This window comes from Kribbella antiqua, from assembly GCF_004345665.1.
In the GTDB taxonomy this organism is placed as follows: domain Bacteria; phylum Actinomycetota; class Actinomycetes; order Propionibacteriales; family Kribbellaceae; genus Kribbella; species Kribbella antiqua.
Genome location: NZ_SLWR01000004.1, coordinates 458,726 through 475,622 on the forward strand (window position 1 = coordinate 458,726; position 16,897 = coordinate 475,622).

General features: G+C 69.3%; 14 protein-coding genes. 8 read left to right on the forward strand and 6 right to left on the reverse strand.

Features of this window, described 5'->3' with window-relative positions:
• Nucleotides 1–54 precede the first annotated feature (54 nt).
• Both EV646_RS14800 and EV646_RS14805 read left to right on the forward strand, forming a co-directional pair.
• Nucleotides 55–852 carry a phosphatase PAP2 family protein gene (locus EV646_RS14800; RefSeq protein WP_132148698.1) on the forward strand — a complete coding sequence of 266 codons (798 nt, stop codon included), beginning with the start codon at nucleotides 55–57 and terminating at the stop codon, nucleotides 850–852.
• A gap of 39 nt (nucleotides 853–891) precedes the next feature.
• On the forward strand, nucleotides 892–2,916 hold the full coding sequence (locus tag EV646_RS14805) for a HelD family protein (RefSeq protein ID WP_132148700.1): 2,025 nt from the start codon (nucleotides 892–894) through the stop codon (nucleotides 2,914–2,916).
• On the opposite strand, the gene EV646_RS14810 is transcribed toward EV646_RS14805, so the two are convergent.
• The 3 genes from EV646_RS14810 to EV646_RS14820 are packed head-to-tail and all read right to left on the reverse strand — an operon-like array spanning nucleotide 2,893 to nucleotide 6,590.
• Nucleotides 2,893–4,368, reverse strand: coding sequence for a hypothetical protein (locus EV646_RS14810; RefSeq protein WP_132148702.1), 1,476 nt, complete (start codon nucleotides 4,366–4,368; stop codon nucleotides 2,893–2,895). The genes EV646_RS14805 and EV646_RS14810 overlap by 24 nt on opposite strands.
• A complete protein-coding gene (locus EV646_RS14815; RefSeq protein WP_132148704.1) occupies nucleotides 4,365–5,369 on the reverse strand; it encodes a hypothetical protein in 1,005 nt (334 codons plus the stop codon). The genes EV646_RS14810 and EV646_RS14815 overlap by 4 nt, the downstream gene beginning before the upstream one ends.
• Nucleotides 5,370–5,414: 45 nt before the next feature.
• Nucleotides 5,415–6,590, reverse strand: coding sequence for an MFS transporter (locus tag EV646_RS14820; RefSeq protein WP_132148706.1), 1,176 nt, complete (start codon nucleotides 6,588–6,590; stop codon nucleotides 5,415–5,417).
• 89 nt (nucleotides 6,591–6,679) lie between these two features.
• On the opposite strand from EV646_RS14820, the gene EV646_RS14825 reads away from it, so the two are divergent.
• Entirely contained in the window at nucleotides 6,680–6,991 is a 312-nt protein-coding gene (locus EV646_RS14825) for an ArsR/SmtB family transcription factor (RefSeq protein WP_132148708.1), read from the forward strand.
• A gap of 78 nt (nucleotides 6,992–7,069) precedes the next feature.
• Entirely contained in the window at nucleotides 7,070–9,331 is a 2,262-nt protein-coding gene (locus EV646_RS14830; RefSeq protein WP_241995956.1) for an outer membrane protein assembly factor BamB family protein, read from the forward strand.
• Here the strand turns inward: EV646_RS14830 and EV646_RS14835 are convergent.
• Nucleotides 9,315–10,199, reverse strand: coding sequence for a Gfo/Idh/MocA family protein (locus EV646_RS14835; RefSeq protein ID WP_132148712.1), 885 nt, complete (start codon nucleotides 10,197–10,199; stop codon nucleotides 9,315–9,317). The genes EV646_RS14830 and EV646_RS14835 overlap by 17 nt on opposite strands.
• Nucleotides 10,200–10,372: 173 nt before the next feature.
• Between EV646_RS14835 and EV646_RS14840 the strand changes: the two genes are divergently transcribed.
• Both EV646_RS14840 and tuf read left to right on the forward strand, forming a co-directional pair.
• Complete coding sequence (locus EV646_RS14840) at nucleotides 10,373–12,754, forward strand: PQQ-binding-like beta-propeller repeat protein (RefSeq protein ID WP_132148714.1); 2,382 nt, start codon at nucleotides 10,373–10,375, stop codon at nucleotides 12,752–12,754.
• Between the two features lie 315 nt (nucleotides 12,755–13,069).
• Nucleotides 13,070–14,257, forward strand: a complete 1,188-nt coding sequence (gene tuf / locus EV646_RS14845; protein ID WP_132148716.1) for an elongation factor Tu — start codon at nucleotides 13,070–13,072, stop codon at nucleotides 14,255–14,257.
• 45 nt (nucleotides 14,258–14,302) lie between these two features.
• Here the strand turns inward: tuf and EV646_RS14850 are convergent, their stop codons facing one another.
• Both EV646_RS14850 and EV646_RS14855 read right to left on the reverse strand, forming a co-directional pair.
• Nucleotides 14,303–14,560, reverse strand: a complete 258-nt coding sequence (locus tag EV646_RS14850; protein ID WP_132148718.1) for a DUF4031 domain-containing protein — start codon at nucleotides 14,558–14,560, stop codon at nucleotides 14,303–14,305.
• Nucleotides 14,557–15,261, reverse strand: a complete 705-nt coding sequence (locus EV646_RS14855) for a copper homeostasis protein CutC (protein WP_132148720.1) — start codon at nucleotides 15,259–15,261, stop codon at nucleotides 14,557–14,559. Before EV646_RS14855 ends, EV646_RS14850 begins: the two co-directional genes overlap by 4 nt.
• A 227-nt stretch (nucleotides 15,262–15,488) precedes the next feature.
• On the opposite strand from EV646_RS14855, the gene EV646_RS14860 reads away from it, so the two are divergent.
• The gene (locus EV646_RS14860; RefSeq protein ID WP_132148722.1) at nucleotides 15,489–16,529 is read left to right on the forward strand and encodes a LacI family DNA-binding transcriptional regulator; all 1,041 of its coding nucleotides are present in this window, start codon (nucleotides 15,489–15,491) and stop codon (nucleotides 16,527–16,529) included.
• 110 nt (nucleotides 16,530–16,639) lie between these two features.
• Complete coding sequence (locus EV646_RS14865; RefSeq protein ID WP_132148724.1) at nucleotides 16,640–16,858, forward strand: hypothetical protein; 219 nt, start codon at nucleotides 16,640–16,642, stop codon at nucleotides 16,856–16,858.
• Nucleotides 16,859–16,897 lie beyond the last annotated feature (39 nt).

The following is a 16,897-nucleotide window of genomic DNA, read 5'->3' on the forward strand; positions in this document are numbered from 1 at the left end:
GCCAGGGTTGCGCCTGGGCAAAACCTGAGGAAACGCCAGGTACCGTCGAATGACATGGGGACACAGGCGCTCGAGCGGGTGGGACTGGGCGGGGAAGGCGAGGGGCGGGACGCGAGGTCCGGCCCTGTTGTCTGGCGGGTGGTACGGGAAGCAGTCCTGTTGGCCACCCTTTTCCTTGTCTACAGTGCCGGGCGGCAGATCGCCGCGAAACACACCGGCTCCGCGTTCGACCATGCGCGCGAGGTCCTCTCCCTCCAGAACTGGCTGCACCTGCCCAACGAGGGGTCGATCCAGCACGCGGCGCTGAAACTTCCTCACCTGGTCGAAGGCGCGAACCTGTACTACGCCTCGGTGCATGCGCCGCTGACGGCCGCCGTACTGCTCTGGCTGAGCATCTGGCGGCCGAAGGCGTACACGCACGTCCGGTGGACGATCGTGTCGGTGACCGGGCTGGCGCTGATCGGGCACATCGTGTTCCCGCTGGCGCCGCCGCGGATGATGCCGGGGTACGTCGACACCGGTCTGCAGTTCGGCCAGTCCGTCTACGGGCCGGAGCGCTCCGGCGGGATGGCGAACCAGTTCGCCGCGATGCCCAGTCTGCACGTCGGCTGGGCCGCACTGATCGCGCTGTCGATGATCCTGATCACCAGGTCGAAGTGGCGCTGGCTCTGGCTGGCGCACCCGATCATCACGTTCGCCGTGGTCGTGGTGACGGCCAACCACTACTGGCTCGACGGGATCGTCGCGTTGCTCCTGCTCGCGGCCAGCCTGCCGCTGCTGCTCCGCCCCGGCCTGCACGACGACCGACTACGAGCGCGTAATTCGGTTTCCCCACGTCGAGTGCTCAAGTAACGTGGCTGGGCTTCCCCCACCTTTCGCCGGAGGTCCCTCATGCCCGCTGATACGTCCGACACCCTCCAGGCCGAGAAGGACTACCTGAAGACGTCGCGCTCCGCGCTGGCGGTGATGCGGGAGAAGACCGGTGCACTGGAGATCCACAGTGCGGACCGGGTGAACCAGGAGTTCCTCAAGGCCGCGATCTGGCGGCGGATGAAGGAGCTCGAGGACGACCCGGAGGTGCCGCTGTTCTTCGGCCGGCTGGACTACGTCGACCCCGCGCCGGAGACGTTCCACATCGGCCGCCGGCATGTGAACGACGCGGCCGGCGAGCCGCTCGTGGTGGACTGGCGAGCCGACATCTCGGTGCCGTTCTACCGGGCCAGCAAGACCGAGCCGATGGGTGTCGGCGTACGGCGGCGGTTCGGCTTCACCCACGGCGAGATGACAGCCTTCGAGGACGAGGACCTCACCTCAACAGGCGCTGCGTCGGCGCACAGCGACATCCTGGACGCGGAGATCGAGCGGCCGCGCTCCGGGCCGATGCGCGACATCGTGGCGACGATCCAGCCCGAGCAGGACGTGATCGTCCGGGCCGGGGTCGACGACACGATCTGCGTGCAGGGCGCGCCCGGGACCGGGAAGACCGCAGTCGGGCTGCACAGGGCGGCGTACCTGCTCTATGCCTATCGCGACCAGCTCAGCCGGGCCGGTGTGCTGGTGGTCGGGCCGAACGCGAGCTTCCTGCGGTACATCGGCGACGTACTGCCCGCGCTGGGTGAGATCGAGGCGAAGCAGACGACCGTCGAGGAGCTGGTGGCCCGGGTACGCATCGCCGGGCCGGGTGCTGCGGCGGTCGACGTACTGAAGGGTGACGCCCGGATGGCGACCGTGCTGCAGCGGGCCGTCTGGTCGCACGTGCAGCTGCCGAAGGAGGCGCTGGTGGTGCCGCGGGGGTCGCACCGCTGGCGGGTGCCGGCGTACGACGCGGAGGAGCTGGTCACCGAGCTCCGGACACGCGGGATCCGGTACGGCGCCGGCCGGGCGATGCTGCCACAGCGGCTGGCGCACGCCGTACTGCTGCGGATGGAGGCGGCCGGGGACTCGCCGGACGACCGGGTACAGGACGCGGTCGCGCGGAGTCGACCGGTGAAGCAGTACGCCGAAACGCTCTGGCCGGCGGTGGATCCGGCGAAGCTGGTGTTCCGGCTGTTCACGGATCCGGAGCTGTTGGCTGAGCACGCCGATGGGGTCCTGACGGCCGAGGAGCAGGCGCTGCTGCTGTGGGACAAGGCGCCACGGTCGGCCGGTGCAGCGAAGTGGTCCGTGGCCGATGCCACGCTGATCGACGAGGTGGCAGACCTGGTCGACCGGACGCCGTCGCTGGGGCACGTGGTGCTGGACGAGGCGCAGGACCTCTCGGCGATGCAGCTGCGGGCAGTGGGCCGCCGGTGCTCGACCGGGTCGATGACTGTGCTCGGTGACATCGCGCAGGGGACGACTCCGTGGGCCACGCCGTCGTGGGACGAGGCACTCAAGCACCTGGGCAAGACCGGCGCCCACACCGAAGAGCTGACGGCCGGCTTCCGCGTCCCCGGTCAGGTCATCGAGTACGCCGCGCAGTTGCTCCCGTTGATCGCGCCGCACCTGACCCCGCCCACCGCCGTACGACGTGCGCGCGGTGAGCTCACCATAACCCGCGTACCGGACAGCCTGGCTGCGGCGGTGTCGACGGTCGACGAGGTGTCTGCCCGGCCCGGCTCGATCGGCCTGATCGTCCCGGACGCGATGGTCGCCAAGGCTCGGAAAGCCTTGCAGGACAAGGGAATCGCCTTCTCCGTCCTGGGCGACGAGGACGACGCCGAAGCCCATCTGGACGTCGTACCGGCGTCACTGGCCAAGGGTCTCGAGTTCGACCACGTCGTGTTGGTCGAGCCGGCCGGCATCGTCGCTGGCGAGGCCGACGAACGCACCGGCCTCCGCCGCCTCTATGTCTGCCTGACCCGTGCAGTCACCTCACTGGCGGTCCTGCACAGTGAGGACCTGCCTGAGGTCCTAGAAGCCGCGGGAGCCGCCTGACCGTCGCGACGCGCGTCGCGACGAGCCTCCGCCGCTGGAGCGGGTGCGGGAGGACCAGGAGCGGCCGCTGGAACCGCCATTCGACCAACCGCTGCTGGACGAGGACCAACTGCTGACCGAGCTGCCGACGTTCGAGGTCCAGTTGCTGAAGCCGGCTCCCGCTCGGCGCGAGCGCCAGCGGGCGCGCATCTGGTCGCCGGCGCGGCGGGCGTCGTCGTCGGGGAAGTACCAGCTGCTGCCGTGGCCATCGGACCAGTAGCCTTCGATGTAGGCCGCCAAGTCCTCGCCGAGTGTCCAGTACGGCCGCGGGCGGTCCCACCGCTTCACCATCCGGACCTCCGGCTTCTCACCAGCCGCATCACGCGCGGCACAGGCGGCACACACGTCGACCTTGCGCACGCTCCCCTGCTCCGGCTGCCAGTCCGCGCTCGCCGTACTGGGACCGTGGCGTGGGTCGAAGAAGCAGGGTGCCGTCGGCTCGGGCATCGGCTTCCCGGCTCGCACTGCGTCCAGACACAGCAGCCCATAGCGAGCAGACCCCAGCAGTGTGGTCACTGCCTCGATGTCCTGGTCGCTCTTGGCCTCGTCGAGCCGATGCCTCGCCTTCTCGACGGTGTCGAGCACATCCTTGGACAGCTTGGACTGCTCCGCATCGGACGTCGTGGGTAGCGCGGACACCTGCTGCGACAGGGCGATGACCTCCTCGTTCAGCAGCGGCCGCGTGACCTCCAGATGCTCCTTCTCATCCTTGCGTCGTGCCCGCCGAGCGCCCAGCGCCGCGACACCCCACCACAGGCCGATCAGCCCGGCCGCACCGCCGGCGTACGGCGCTGCGTCGACATAGAACGGCTTGTCGACCACCTGCGCCCGCTGGATGAACCTGGTCAGCATGCTGTCGTAGTTCGGTGCACAGCAGTCCACAGCCTGGTCCACTGCGTCTCCGACGTAGTACGTCGGCCCGTGGTCAGCCCGCTGCACAGCATGGAACCCACGCCCGTCCGACTCGGAGTCAGCATCGACCAGTACGGCGTACACGCCCTCGACGCCGACACGGTCGTAGAGCTGGTCTGCGATCTCCTCGCCTTCCCAGGCGGGGATGTTGATGAGCGACGAGCCCGAGGTGTTGATCTTCGACGCCGGGATGACCGCGACACGCATCGGCACGGGCGAGGCCTTGGCCGCGCGGTTGAGCTCTGCGACCTCCGCCGGCTCCAGCTCGCTCACCGCGGGGTCCACCCAGACTCCGGCGTCGCCGAGGTGTTCGGCTACCACGCTCATGTAAGCGCCGGCAGCCTCCGTGGCCCGCTTGCGGTCACCCTCGAAGTCCGGCGGTGTCCACCGGAACGTCGGCCTGCTTTTAGACGGTGTCGGCGTCGGCGTTGCCGCCTGTGCGGTGGCAGCCGGCAAGCAGACCACAGCAACCGCTGCGAGCGCACCCAGCAGTCGTTTCATCGTATTCCTCCCGAGAGCCGGTCCCGGCAAGCCGCGCAGACCGGGACTTCCCGGGCGCGCCCGCCGGGCGGCGTGTACATCCAGTCCGTCACGGAGGTCCCGTGAGCGGGGTCGAAGAAGCAGGCGGCTCTGCGCGCGGGTGCAGGGGTCCCGGCGACCTTGGCTTGCGCAGCGGCGAGACGCCACCGCCCGTACTCGACGGTGGCCCGCACTTCGCGCAGTTCGGCGTCGTCCGGCTCACCGTCGACCACTCGGACTGCGGCGTCGTACGCGTCCATCGCTGCCTGCACGTCAGCTGCGGTATCCACGCCATCGAGACGCACGTCCGCCGTATCCAGTTCCTCACCGAACCGTGTGACGTGCTCGCGTGCCAGCGCCCGTCGCTCCTCGACCGAGTCCGCCTCATCCGGCAAGACGTCGTACGACGGTCGGTAGAGAGCCGGGCCTTCATCCTTGCCCGGCCGGGATCTCCACCAGCGGAGTGCGAAGCCACCCGCGACAAGCAGCACCAGCACGACCAGTGCCGGCCACAGCCAGCCCGGAGGGCCAGACGAAGCCTTTGGTACGTCGAGCTGGTCCAGCACTCCGTTGAGCAGCCCGATCGGATCCGACCGGGTGTGCTTGTCCAGCTCGTCGGTCAGGATGTCTGCAAGCGGCGTGTCGACGCCGACCGCGCTCCCCCAGGTGATCGCACCACCGAAGACGACCAGATAGATCCCGTCAGCCCGCTGCAGGTCCACCAGGTCGTCCACGTACGCCCTCGCCGCCACACTGCTAGCACCACTGCCGAGCGTCGAGGCCGGCACTACCGCGATCCGGATCGCCTGGTCCTGCTTTTGGATGCGCTCGGCCAGCTCAGCCGCGTCCTTGTCCGGGACCAGCGAGCGCTGCGACGGATCGACGTACACCGGTGACGTCTTCCACCCGTTCACCACGGCGGACGGGTCGGCCGCCGGGGTGAGCATAGAGGAGATCAGCAGGACCCCGGCAAGCAGACGCATGGGCGCTAGCCTGCCCTAAGGCCGTGTCAGCCGGGGTGCCGCCGATCAGTCGGCCATTGCTGCAACCGGCTCCAAGTGCTCGACTCGCTGGAGCGCCGGGTCACGCCGCAGAGTGAACAGCAGGAGGAGTACGACGAGGTCGAGGGCCGCGGCGATCGGAGCCAGGTAGGTGATTCCGACTGCGTGGATGATCAGCCCGCCGAGCACTGCGGACAGGCCTGCACCCAGGTAGATCGCGGATGCGTTGAGGGAGATCAGCAGGCCGCCGCCCAGCTCCAGCAGCAGGTTCTGGATCGGCGGGTTGAAGGCCCACGTGAACAGGCCCCACACGAACAGTGCGGCGCCGGCACCGACCACAGTTGTCGTCGTCAGGTCCAGCGTGGCAACCATGAGCGTGCTGCCGACGAGTACGCCGTACAGGGTGCGAAGACTGCCGAAGCGATCGGTTGCACGGCCGCCGAGGAAGTTGCCGACCACTGCACCCAGCCCGTACATGAGCAGGAGGACTCCGACCGCACCGCCGGTGAGGTGTGTGGTCTGCTTGAGCAGCGGCACGATGTAGATGTAGACGCTGAACGCCGCGAGCACACCCAGCACGGTCATCGCCAGCACGGTCTGCACGCGACGGTCGGTCACACCCGCGAACCGCTCCCGCAGACCTACAGCAGGCGGTGCGTCCAGCTTCGGCAACGCGGCACGCTCAGCAATTGCGACCAGCACCGCTACGACAGTGATGAGGGCGAACACTCCCTTGTAGCCGAGAGTCGGCCCAAGGAAAGTGCCGGCGGGTACGCCGAGGACCAGTGCGAAGGTGAGGCCGCCGAACACGATGGCAACGGCTCTACCGCGCTCCTCTGGTGGTGTGAAGCTGGTCGCGAACAGAGTGGCGGCCGGTGTGTAGACCGCGGCGCCGAAGGCGGCGACAACCCGTCCGACGATCAGCACGGGGTAGTTGGTGGCGACGGCGGCGATGAGGTTGCCCAGCGCGGCCAGGACCAGCGCGGCGATCAGGAGCGTACGGCGCTCCCACCGGCCGGTCAGCGTGGACAGGATCGGCGCGCCGACGGCGTACGCAATGGAGAAAGCGGTGGCGAGCTGGCCCGCGGCCGTCAGCGAGACATGCAGCTCGGAACTGACGTCGGGCAGCACCCCGGACACGACATACGCGCTGGTGCCGACCGCGAACGCACCGGCGCCGAGCAAATAGATCCGTGCGGACATCGAAGACCTTCCGGACGAGACGTTGTTAATTCGACGACGATCGTACTACGAAGATCGTCGAACTTCGACCGGCGTCGTACTATGGACTCATGACCAGGAAGCCGCTGCCGCAGCCGGAGCGCGAGGAGATCCGCGTCGAGACGGTCCTGCAGGCCCTCGGCGAGCCAGTTCGCCTGCAGATCATCCGGGCTCTCGCCGACGCGCCCGACGGCATCGCGTGCGGCGAGATCGAGCTCCCGGTCACCGCCTCCACCCGCGCCCACCACCTCCGCATCCTGCGCGAGGCCGGCGTCCTCACCACCCACACCGAAGGCACCCGCCGGATCAGCGCGCTGCGCCGCGAGGACCTCGACACCCTCTACCCCGGCCTCCTCACCGGCATCCTCGCGGCCCGCCAGTAGGCAGCTTGCACAGCAACCGCAAGGTCTCGGTGGGGAGATCGAGGGGTGGTTGTGGGGTGTGGCTGGCAGACTGGGGCGGTGGTGAAGCTGCGCGTGAGGTGGAACGAGCTGGTGCCCGGCTCGGCGCATCTCGCGGATGACCTGGTCGCCAGGTACGTCGACCGCAACCGCCGGGCCTACCGCGACCAGTACCTCGACATCGTCCTCACCGCGCTCGACTCGCTCATCCAGCTGTCCACCGACCCCACCTCGGTCCGGCTCGCCGCATGGTTCCACCGCGCCGTACACGAGCCAGGCGCCACACCCGCCGACGACGCCGAAGCCTCCGCCCGACTGGCCGAGGACGTCCTCCCGCAGTACGGCGTACCGCCCGTCCGCATCGCCGAGGTCGTCCGCCTGGTCCGCCTGACCGGTGAGCTCGCCGCGCCACCACCCGACGCCTACGCACCACCGCGCCGCGACGCCAATGGCGACGTACTGCTGGACGCCGTCAACGCCATCCTCGCCGCCGACCCGACCCGCTACGCCGTCCACACCGCCGAGGTACGACGAGACGCCGGTGACCGGAAGCCCGCCCTGGAACGCCGGTACGACGAAGTCCGCCAACTGCTCGACGGCCACCTCTACCGAACCCAGCTGGCCAGGCAACGGCTAGGCCCGGTCGCACGGATCAACCTGGAGACAGAGCTCACAGAACTGGACAGTGAGCTCCCTGCGCCCTGGCGTGGCTGGCAGCAGGCCGCTCTGACCGCCACTGCTACCTTCAGCGCGATCGCCGCCGCTGTGGTCGCCATCGCCGCATCCGGCGCGTCCTGGCAGGTGCCGACCGCCAACGACGAAGTGGGCTGGCCTCCCGCCGCACTGGCCGCCGTAGCGTTCTTCAGCGCGCCCGTACTGTTCCGCTGCGCCCGCAGCACGAGTCAGCGCGGCCGGCTCATCGCTGGCGCCGTCGTAGCGATCGCGGTGACCGGACTGCTCGTCGCCTGGGCTCAAGTCCCCAACCCGAACCCGGCAGTGGGTGTGGGCCTCCGAGTGCCTCTGCTCATCTCCGCACTGCTCCTACTCCTCCTGGCCGGCATCGCAGCACTGGTCGGCTCACTGCTCCGCACCAAGGTCGCCCGCTTCCTCCCAGCCAGGAACATCGGCCAGCAACTCGCCTGGCTGGCAGTGCCCGCGGTGGTGGCCCTTGTCCTGCTGCTGATCATCCAGCCGCTCGCCCGCAACTACGTGCTGAGCTCCAACGAGCGCGTGGAAGGCGAGCCCGGTCCACCCGGCAAGTTCGCCGTCTCCAGCCTCGACGGCACCGTGGCCTGGGTCAGCAAGTCCGTCCTCGGCTCCGGCGCGGAGGAGGCGGTCGGCACCAAGTACGGCATCGCCATCCCGCGGCAGAGCGGCGTGGTCGAGATGCTGGACGCCGCCACCGGCGAACTCCGCTGGCGCTACACCCGGTCCGACTCGGACGAGAAGCCGGACATCGTCGCAACCGGCGACGGCGAATACGTACTCGCGGAGTTCTCCGACATCGGCTACCTCCTACTCGACGCCGACACCGGCCACCGCAAAGCCGCCTGGCCCGGCAGCACCCGCGACCATGTCATCCAGCAGGCCGAGCCGCTGCTGACCGGAGAACAGGTCTCCCGCGGCTCCGACAAGCTCCGCGGTGTCGATCCGAACGGCCACGAGCGCTGGATGTTCGAGCCCGGCCGCTGCACCGACATCGGAGCGGTCGCGACCTCCGACACCGTCATGGCCTTCCTCGGGCACAGCTGCGGCAACGACGCCGACGAGATGGTCGGACTCGACCTGAAGTCCGGCAAGAAGCTCTGGAACAAGGCCGCCGCCGACACCTACCGCCGTCCAGTCGTCGTCGCCGGACTGGTCGTAGTCGCCGAGCCTGGCGGGGACTCCGACGTACCGCTCGCCCTCACCGCGATAGAGCCCCGAACTGGTGAGACCAAGTGGCGCTGGCCGGTACCGCGCACGTGGGCCTGCCGCACGCTGCTCAACGCGGCCGGCAAGTACCTGGTCGTCGTCGACTGCCCGGGCGCAGCAGGTGTGGAGAACCGCAGGACTGTGGTCACCGCGATCGACGCAACCACCGGTCAGACCGCATGGCAGACCACAGCGCCCGTGAGCGCACGTACGAAGGTCACAGTGACCGCCGACGCCAGAGTGGTCTCGCTCAGCCGCGGCTCCGACGCATGCTGGGCCAATGTGGTCAGCCGCAACGGCTTCCGCCAGGTCCGCCTCCCGCTCGGCATCTCCTGTAGCCGCGACGTCCGCGCCATCGGCAATCAAATTCTCGCCTCCGGCACGGACACTGTCATCGCGCTGCGTTGAGCTGCTCCTCGGCAGACGCCAAGAGCTCGACGACGCGGGTCCCGAAGGCGACGCCCACTGGGTGCGGCTCCCCCGACTCAGCGGCGGCCACCAACTCCTCCGCCGCCAGCTTGAGCGACTCGACCGACCAGGTGTCGATGTCCGGCAGGATCGCCGTACCGGACTCGCCCCAGACGCCGGTCTCGAAGTTGCTGCCGGCCGGCGGGGCGAACAGCGACAGGCTCGCCGTACTGGTGGCGCCTGAGTCGTGGGTGATGACCAGGTGAACCAGGTCGCCCTCGCCACCGACGGCCGTCAGCTTGGTGATCGGCCCGAGCATTGCGGTGAGGTTGGACAGCGCGTGCGGGCCGACGTCCCAGAGCGCGCCACGCTGCTCCCGCCGCCAGCGCGAGTCCGTGAACGGGTTGCCCGGGGCATCGAGCGCTGCCAGCATCCGCACCCAGCCGCCCTTCCAGCCGCCCTTGGACTCGACCTCGGCGAAGAACTTCCGGACCGGCGGTTCGAACCGGTGGGTGAAGAACACCACCGACGCGATCCCCTCGTTGGCCGCCTCCTCGGCCAGCGCGCGAGCGTCCTCCAGCGAGTCGGCGACCGGCTTCTCGAGGAGCAGATGCTTGCCGATGGCAGCGGCCTCGAGCGCCATCGACGCCTGCACCTTCGGCGGTACGGCGAACGCGAGCGCGTCGACCGACTCCAGTAACTCCGCGTAGTCGCCGTACGCCCGCACTTCGAGTTCACCCGCGATCGCGGCGGTTTTGGCCTCGTCCCGGCCCCAGACACCCACGAGTTCGACGTCGCGAGCAGAGCGCAACCCCGGTCCGTGCGTCATCCGCGCCCACGGACCCGTGCCTACCAAGCCGAATCGCACCTGAAACCTCCATGCCCTTGCTGCCCCGCCCCACCGCCCCGATCGGTTGGAAAGTGATCCAGACCACCCTGAAGCCGCCCAGGTGACGAGCCGATATCGCTTTGGCCACGAGAGTATCCGGGAACCCCCGATCCGACGGACGAGGCCCTCACGGAGTGCGAGACTCCCATGCCATGGACCTGCGCGACCAGTGGAATCGCCTGCTGCCGCACGCGCAGCCGTTGGGCGATGACCTGCTGGCTCGTTACGCAGAGCAACATCGCCACTATCACGACCAGCAGCACCTGACCGAGGTGCTGGAGACCGTCGACGAGCTGGCCGGCCAGGCCGACGACGTCGACGCGGTCCGCCTCGCGGCTTGGTTCCACGACGCGATCTACGACCCGCAGGCTGACCCCGGCGAGAACGAAGAACTCTCTGCCCAGCTGGCCGAGCTGGAGCTGGCCGCGTACGGCGTCGACGCCGACCGGGTCGACGAGGTCGGCCGGCTGGTCCGGCTCACCGCCAAGCACGACTGCGAACCCGACGACGCGAACGGCGCCGTCCTCTGCGACGCCGACCTCCGCATCCTCGGCATGCCCCGCGAGCGGTACGACGAGTACGCCGCCGGGATCCGGGAGGAGTACGGCCACATCGGCGACCGGGAGTTCGCCCGCGGCCGGATGTCCTTCCTGCAGACCCTGGCCGGGACCCGGCTGTACGCCACCGCCAGAGGCCACGACGAGTGGGAGCAGGCGGCTCGGGACAACCTCGGCCGGGAAGTCGAGTCCCTGGGCCCTAAGGCGGCCCGGCCGATCGGCGGGCTGATCCCGATCGTCTACTTCGGTGCTGCCCTCGGCGTGGTCGTCGCCGCCTCGGTGCTGCTGGGCCGCGGCCTCGGCGCGGCGCCGAAGTGGCCCGCCGACCCGGACGAGATCAGCGGCTTCCCGGTCTGGGCACCCATCGCCGGTACTGCGGTAGCCGCCGGACTGACCTGCGCATGGTTCCGCCGGGCCCAGGCGCGGCTGGTCACCATCCCCGCACTGGTCTTCGCCGTCTTCGGTCTGATCGCGGTCGGCCTCTGCTGGTGGCGCTGGCCGGCGGCACAGCCCGGTGCGGCGATGTCCGAGCGGTGGCCCTACCTCCTGCTCGCCTCCGTCGCCATGGTGCTGGCTGGCGCGCTACTGGCCTTGGCACGGCGGCTGCGGCTCGCACCGGCGTACGCACAAGCACCACCGCGGCTCCTGAGCCTCGGCGTGACAGTCGTGTGTGGGTCTCTGCTGGCATGGATCGTCGTGTCTGCCGGCGAGCCGTTCGTGCAGGCCAGGCTGGAGACCGCCAACACAGTCAGCACCACAACAACCGCCAAGCCCGACCAGCTACCAGTGCAGCTCGACGGCACCCTCGCCTGGTCTCGCGAAGTACCCGCCACCGGCGCAATCGCCGGTACGACGGGTGGCGTCGCCGAACTGCGGCCAGACGGCGTAGTGATGTCCGACGCGACCACCGGCCAGATCCGCTGGCGCTACTCCCGCGCCGACGTGGACGACGCCGCCTCCAGCGGTTCCAAGGGCCTCCTGGTCTCCGGTGACGGCCAGACCGTCGCCGCCCACCTCCCCTGGGCCAAGTACCGCTCACCGAGTGGCATCAAGCTCCCGACGTACGCCGTACTCGACGCGGAGACCGGGAAGGTACTCACCGAGGTCCACACCGACGGCACCGCCTTGGCTGTCGACGCCAACCAGCTGCTGGTCGCGGAAGGCAACTACGTCGTAGCGCACGGGGTGAGCAGTCCGACGCATTGGCGCACACAGCTGCGGTGCAACGTGACCCAGGGCGAGCTCATGGGCGACCAGGCCGTCGTCGTAGACGCGTGTGGTGGGAACGGCGCCGTCGTACGTGGGCTGGACCTCAAGGACGGCGACCAGAAGTGGGAGGTCGACCTGGGCATCCGGTTCGACCTCAGCGCCGAGCTGGAACCGACCACGTGGGTCGGCGACCTCGTGACCGTGCCGGACACGCGTGAGATCTCCGGCCTGATCTGGACTGGCGCGGCGGGCGGCACGCTCTACCAGTGGTCCGTCGACGTCGGCGAAGGCCGCATCCTCTGGACAACACCAGTGCCCGGCACTCCGCGGCCGCGGCTCGGCTCATCCTCCTGCGACGCACAGCTCGCGGCGACGCACGCATCGCTCGTACTGGTCACCTGCCGCAACGCCACCGACCCCGGCCAGCCGCAGACGTACGACGTCTCCGCGGCAAGCCCGGCGGATGGCACGCCGCAGTGGCACCACCTGCTGGAGGTGCCGCCGAAGCTGCAGCAGCCGGAGTACCCGCGGGACGGGTTCGGACTGCTGCCGGACGGCCGAGTGGTCACGCTGATGCCGCAAGCCAACGGGAGCTGCTCACCGGTCATGATCGGCACCACCGGCGTACAGCCGCGGCCGATCCTGCCCGGCCCCACCGCGGCGTCCGTGGCCCAGTCCGAAGAGGTCACCTGCAACAAGCCGGCCGTCACGGTCGCCGGCGGCCGCCCGATCTTCTCCGACGGCACCAGGCTCTTCGCCCTCAACTGACCACGGCCCCGCGTCGTCGCAGGGCGTCGTACGGCTGCGGAATATCTGTTGCCGACGGCAGCGTTACTTCCTACCGTGATGCACATGTTCCGCGTGGTTTTCGAGCACGACCTGTCAGGCACCGGCCTGACGGGCGCTCCCACGTGGGCGGCGTCAGTCGATTTCACCGGCGCGCGAATCCGACCCTCCTCCTGCTGAGCAGGACCCGCGGAGGAGGGTGGTCGCTCACCGGCCCCCTCCGTGCGGGTGACAGCCGCGGAGGCTTGCCGGAGGGTCCTGGCTCACATCGAATCTTCTGACCTGTAAGGACTTTTCATGGCCAAGAGCCAGTTCGTGCGGACCAAGCCGCACCTCAACATCGGCACCATGGGTCACGTCGACCATGGCAAGACCACTCTGACAGCGGCGATCACCAAGGTGCTCGCCGAGCGCGACCCGGGCGTCAACCGGTTCGTCGCGTTCGACGGCATCGACCGGGCGCCGGAGGAGGTCGCGCGCGGGATCACGATCAACATCTCGCACGTCGAGTACGAGACCGCCACCCGGCACTACGCGCACGTCGACATGCCCGGGCACGCCGACTACGTGAAGAACATGATCACCGGCGCCGCCCAGGTGGACGCCGCGATCCTGGTCGTCTCCGCGCAGGACGGCGCCATGCCGCAGACGCGGGAGCACGTGCTGCTCGCGCGCCGGGTCGGTGTGCCGTACCTGGTGGTCGCGCTGAACAAGGCGGACACCGTCGACGACCCCGAGCTGCTCGACCTGGTCGAGCTGGAAGTCCGCGAACTCCTGTCGGAGTACGGCTTCCCGGGCGACGAGGTGCCCGTTGTACGGGTGTCCGGGCTACGGGCGCTCGAGGGCGACCCGCAGTGGACCGGCGCGATCGGCGAGCTGCTGGACGCGGTCGACTCCTACGTTCCGACGCCGGACCGTGAGCTGGGCGAGCCGTTCCTGATGCCGATCGAGAACGTGCTCACCATCAGCGGGCGCGGCACTGTCGTCACCGGTGCGGTCGAGCGCGGTTCGCTGAAGCTCGGCGACGCGGTCGAGGTCGTCGGCCTCGGTCCTACGGTCACCAGTACGGCGATCGGCATGGAGACGTTCGGCAAGTCGCTGGAGTCCGCGGAGGCGGGCGACAACGCGGCGGTGCTGCTGCGTGGCGTGAAGCGCGACGAGGTCCGTCGCGGCCAGGTGGTGGCGTTGCCGGGCAGCGTGCGACCACACCGGAAGTTCCGGGCACAACTGCACGCCCTGTCCACCTCCGAAGGCGGCCGCCACAGCCCCTTCGGCGCGGACTACCGGCCGCAGTTCTACTTCCGTACGACGGACGTCTCCGGCGGCATCGACCTCGGTGACATCGAGCTGGTCATGCCAGGCGACACCGTCGAACTCGGCGTGGAACTGGCCAAGCCCATCGCCATGAACGTCGGCCTCGGCTTCGCCGTCCGCGAAGGCGGCCACACCGTAGCCGCCGGCACGGTGACCGAACTGCTCGACTGAACAGGAACGGCCCATCAGTTGCCTAAAGCAACTGATGGGCCGTTTTCAGGTGCCTTTGCGGTGGCGGAGGCCGGAGTTGATGAGGCGGCGGACCAACTCTCGGCTGGAGACTGGGAGGGCGCCGGCGGCGACCAGGTCGTCGTAGCGCTCGGAGGGGACGTCGTAGTGGTCTCGGTCGAAGCCGCGGGCAGGGATGCCGGCTGCCCGGGCGAAGGCGTGGAGCTCGTCGTACGACTCGTCACTGACCAGGTGCGACCAGATGCGGTCCCAGGCGGGCCACAGCGGTGGGTCGATGAGGATCATGCGCGAGTGTCCTGCGCGTCGAGCAGGTTGCGCCAGGCCCGGACGAAGCGGGAGTTGACGTAGGCCTTGGTCCACGAGCCGTCCTGGCGGACCGACGAGCCGACATGGAAGCGCCGTACGCCGCTCTGGTACAGCCAGGGCACATGCTCCGGCTGTAGCGAGCCGCCCACCATCATCGTCTGTGCCACCGCCGGATCCTCCTTGGCCAGCTTGCAAAGGTCATCCAACCCGTGCCCGACCCCCAGCGACGACCCGGCCGTCAGCACACAGTCCACGCCTTGCAGTGTCCGCAGCGCACGCCAAGCCGGCCGCTGCTCCAGTACGGCGTCTATCGCCCGGTGGAACGTCCACGGCGTACCGGCGAAGGTGCTGGCCAGTGAAGCCACCGAGTCGACGTCCACCTCGTTGTCCGGCGTCAGGAACCCCAGCACGAACCCGTCCGCGCCCGCCGACAGGTAGGACTGCGCCATGGCGGTCAGCCGGTTCAGCTCGGCGCCGTTGGTGGTGAAGGAGTCCGACAGCCGCAGCATCACCCGCAGTGGGAGGTCGGTCGCGCGCCGGATCGCACTGACCGTCGACACCGACGGCGACAACCCGTCCGCCTCCATCGACGCACACAGCTCCAGCCGGTCCGCCCCACCCTCTTGCGCCGCCTCCGCATCCGCCGGATGCAGCGCGATGACCTCCAGCAACGACCCCATGCCCGCCATCATCCCGCATCGCCGTACCGAAGAACGGGTAGTAGTGGCCGCCCGGCCGCGCGGCGCCGCTCGCAGCGGTCCCCTGAGCGGCACTACCACCCGTTGGTAGGTACGCACGGAAATTGGTGTTGCGCTCTCGACGAGGCTTCTGTATCGTTTTTCTAGATCGATTTAGAAGAACGATACAGAAGACTGCCCAGAGCAGCCCAGGAGAAAGGAGACGGGAGATGGCGGGAGTCACGCTCAAGACCGTGGCGAAGGCCGTCGGTGTGTCACCGTCGACCGTCTCCAACGCCTACAACAAGCCCGACCAGCTGTCCGCCGCGCTGCGTGAGCGGATCCTGGCCACGGCCCAGGAGCTCGGGTACGCCGGTCCTGACGCGTCCGCGCGGGCGCTGCGCAGCGGCAAGGCCGGTGCGATCGGCGTGCTGTTCACCGACAAGCTGGCGTACGCGTTCTCGGACCCGTACGCGGTCGGCTTCCTGGCCGGCCTGGCCGAGGTTGCCGAGGAGTTCAGCACCAGCCTGCTGCTGATGCCGCTCAGCTCGGCCGACATCGTCGGCGGCAGCAGCGCGGTGCAGCAGGCGGCGATCGACGCGGCAGCGATCTTCTGCGTGCCCAGCGAACACCCGGCGGTCGACATCCTGGCCGCCCGGGGCATCCCCAGCGTCAGCACCGACCGCGGCGGTCACCCGGGCCTGTCCTGGGTCGCCATCGACGAGGTCGAGGCCGCCGCGAAGCTGGGCAAGCACCTGAACCGGCTCGGTCACCGCGACATCGTCGTACTGGTCGACGACAAGGCCGAGGCGGTCGGTGAGACCGGGATCGACGTGGACTTCGACGAGATCACCTGCACCGATTGCGAGATGCGGATCCAGGGGCTGCAGAAGGAGCTGCCCGATGCCCGGATCCGCCTGGTCACCGGCGGCCACAACGCCTTCGCCTCCGGCCTCAAGGCAGCCGAGTACGCACTCGACTCGCACGACCGGCCGACCGCGATCGTCGGGCTGAGCGACGTCCAGGCGCTCGGCGCGATGGAGGCGATGAAGGTCCGCGGCCTGATCCCCGGGCGGGACCTGACCGTGGCCGGCTTCGACGACATCCCGGCGGCCGAGCCGGCCGGGCTGACCACGATCCGCCAGCCGATCAAGGACAAGGGCCGCGCGGTCGGCCGGATCCTGCTCGACCCGGCGGCCACCGAACGCCAGATCCTGATGCCGACCCAGCTGGTCGTCCGCTCCAGCAGCGGACCGGCGCCCCGGCACTAATACAACCCGATAAAGACCACCCAGGGGTTCCTGGGCTGATCAAGCACGCCTTCCGACGGCCAGCCCGGCCGCCGGCCGAACAGACACGCTCTCAGGAAGGGAGCAGAACCATGACGTACTTCATCGCCGGCAACACCGCGGTCGAGAACACTCGTAGCCTCGCGCAGTCGGCCCTTCCGAACGCTCCCCAGCAGCAGTACGACGACCCGGCACCGCGCCGGACCATCGCCGTCCGCGCCCGGCTCAGCGCCGTACTGCGCACCGCCGCCGAACGCGAGCTCCGCCTGGCCGACCGCATCGACCCCCGCCCGGCCTGCACCGCGAACTGACCAAAGCAAAACCCCACGCCAAGCGAGGCGTGGGGTTTT

Coding starts and splice junctions, on each gene's coding strand:
- EV646_RS14865 (WP_132148724.1), top strand. CDS start 16,640: ATGACGTACTTCATCGCCGGCAACACCGCGGTCGAGAACACTCGTAGC.
- EV646_RS14800 (WP_132148698.1), top strand. CDS start 55: ATGGGGACACAGGCGCTCGAGCGGGTGGGACTGGGCGGGGAAGGCGAG.
- EV646_RS14815 (WP_132148704.1), bottom strand. CDS start 5,369: ATGCGTCTGCTTGCCGGGGTCCTGCTGATCTCCTCTATGCTCACCCCG.
- EV646_RS14850 (WP_132148718.1), bottom strand. CDS start 14,560: ATGATCCTCATCGACCCACCGCTGTGGCCCGCCTGGGACCGCATCTGG.
- EV646_RS14810 (WP_132148702.1), bottom strand. CDS start 4,368: ATGAAACGACTGCTGGGTGCGCTCGCAGCGGTTGCTGTGGTCTGCTTG.
- EV646_RS14855 (WP_132148720.1), bottom strand. CDS start 15,261: ATGGGGTCGTTGCTGGAGGTCATCGCGCTGCATCCGGCGGATGCGGAG.
- EV646_RS14825 (WP_132148708.1), top strand. CDS start 6,680: ATGACCAGGAAGCCGCTGCCGCAGCCGGAGCGCGAGGAGATCCGCGTC.
- EV646_RS14820 (WP_132148706.1), bottom strand. CDS start 6,590: ATGTCCGCACGGATCTATTTGCTCGGCGCCGGTGCGTTCGCGGTCGGC.
- EV646_RS14840 (WP_132148714.1), top strand. CDS start 10,373: ATGGACCTGCGCGACCAGTGGAATCGCCTGCTGCCGCACGCGCAGCCG.
- EV646_RS14805 (WP_132148700.1), top strand. CDS start 892: ATGCCCGCTGATACGTCCGACACCCTCCAGGCCGAGAAGGACTACCTG.
- tuf (WP_132148716.1), top strand. CDS start 13,070: ATGGCCAAGAGCCAGTTCGTGCGGACCAAGCCGCACCTCAACATCGGC.
- EV646_RS14860 (WP_132148722.1), top strand. CDS start 15,489: ATGGCGGGAGTCACGCTCAAGACCGTGGCGAAGGCCGTCGGTGTGTCA.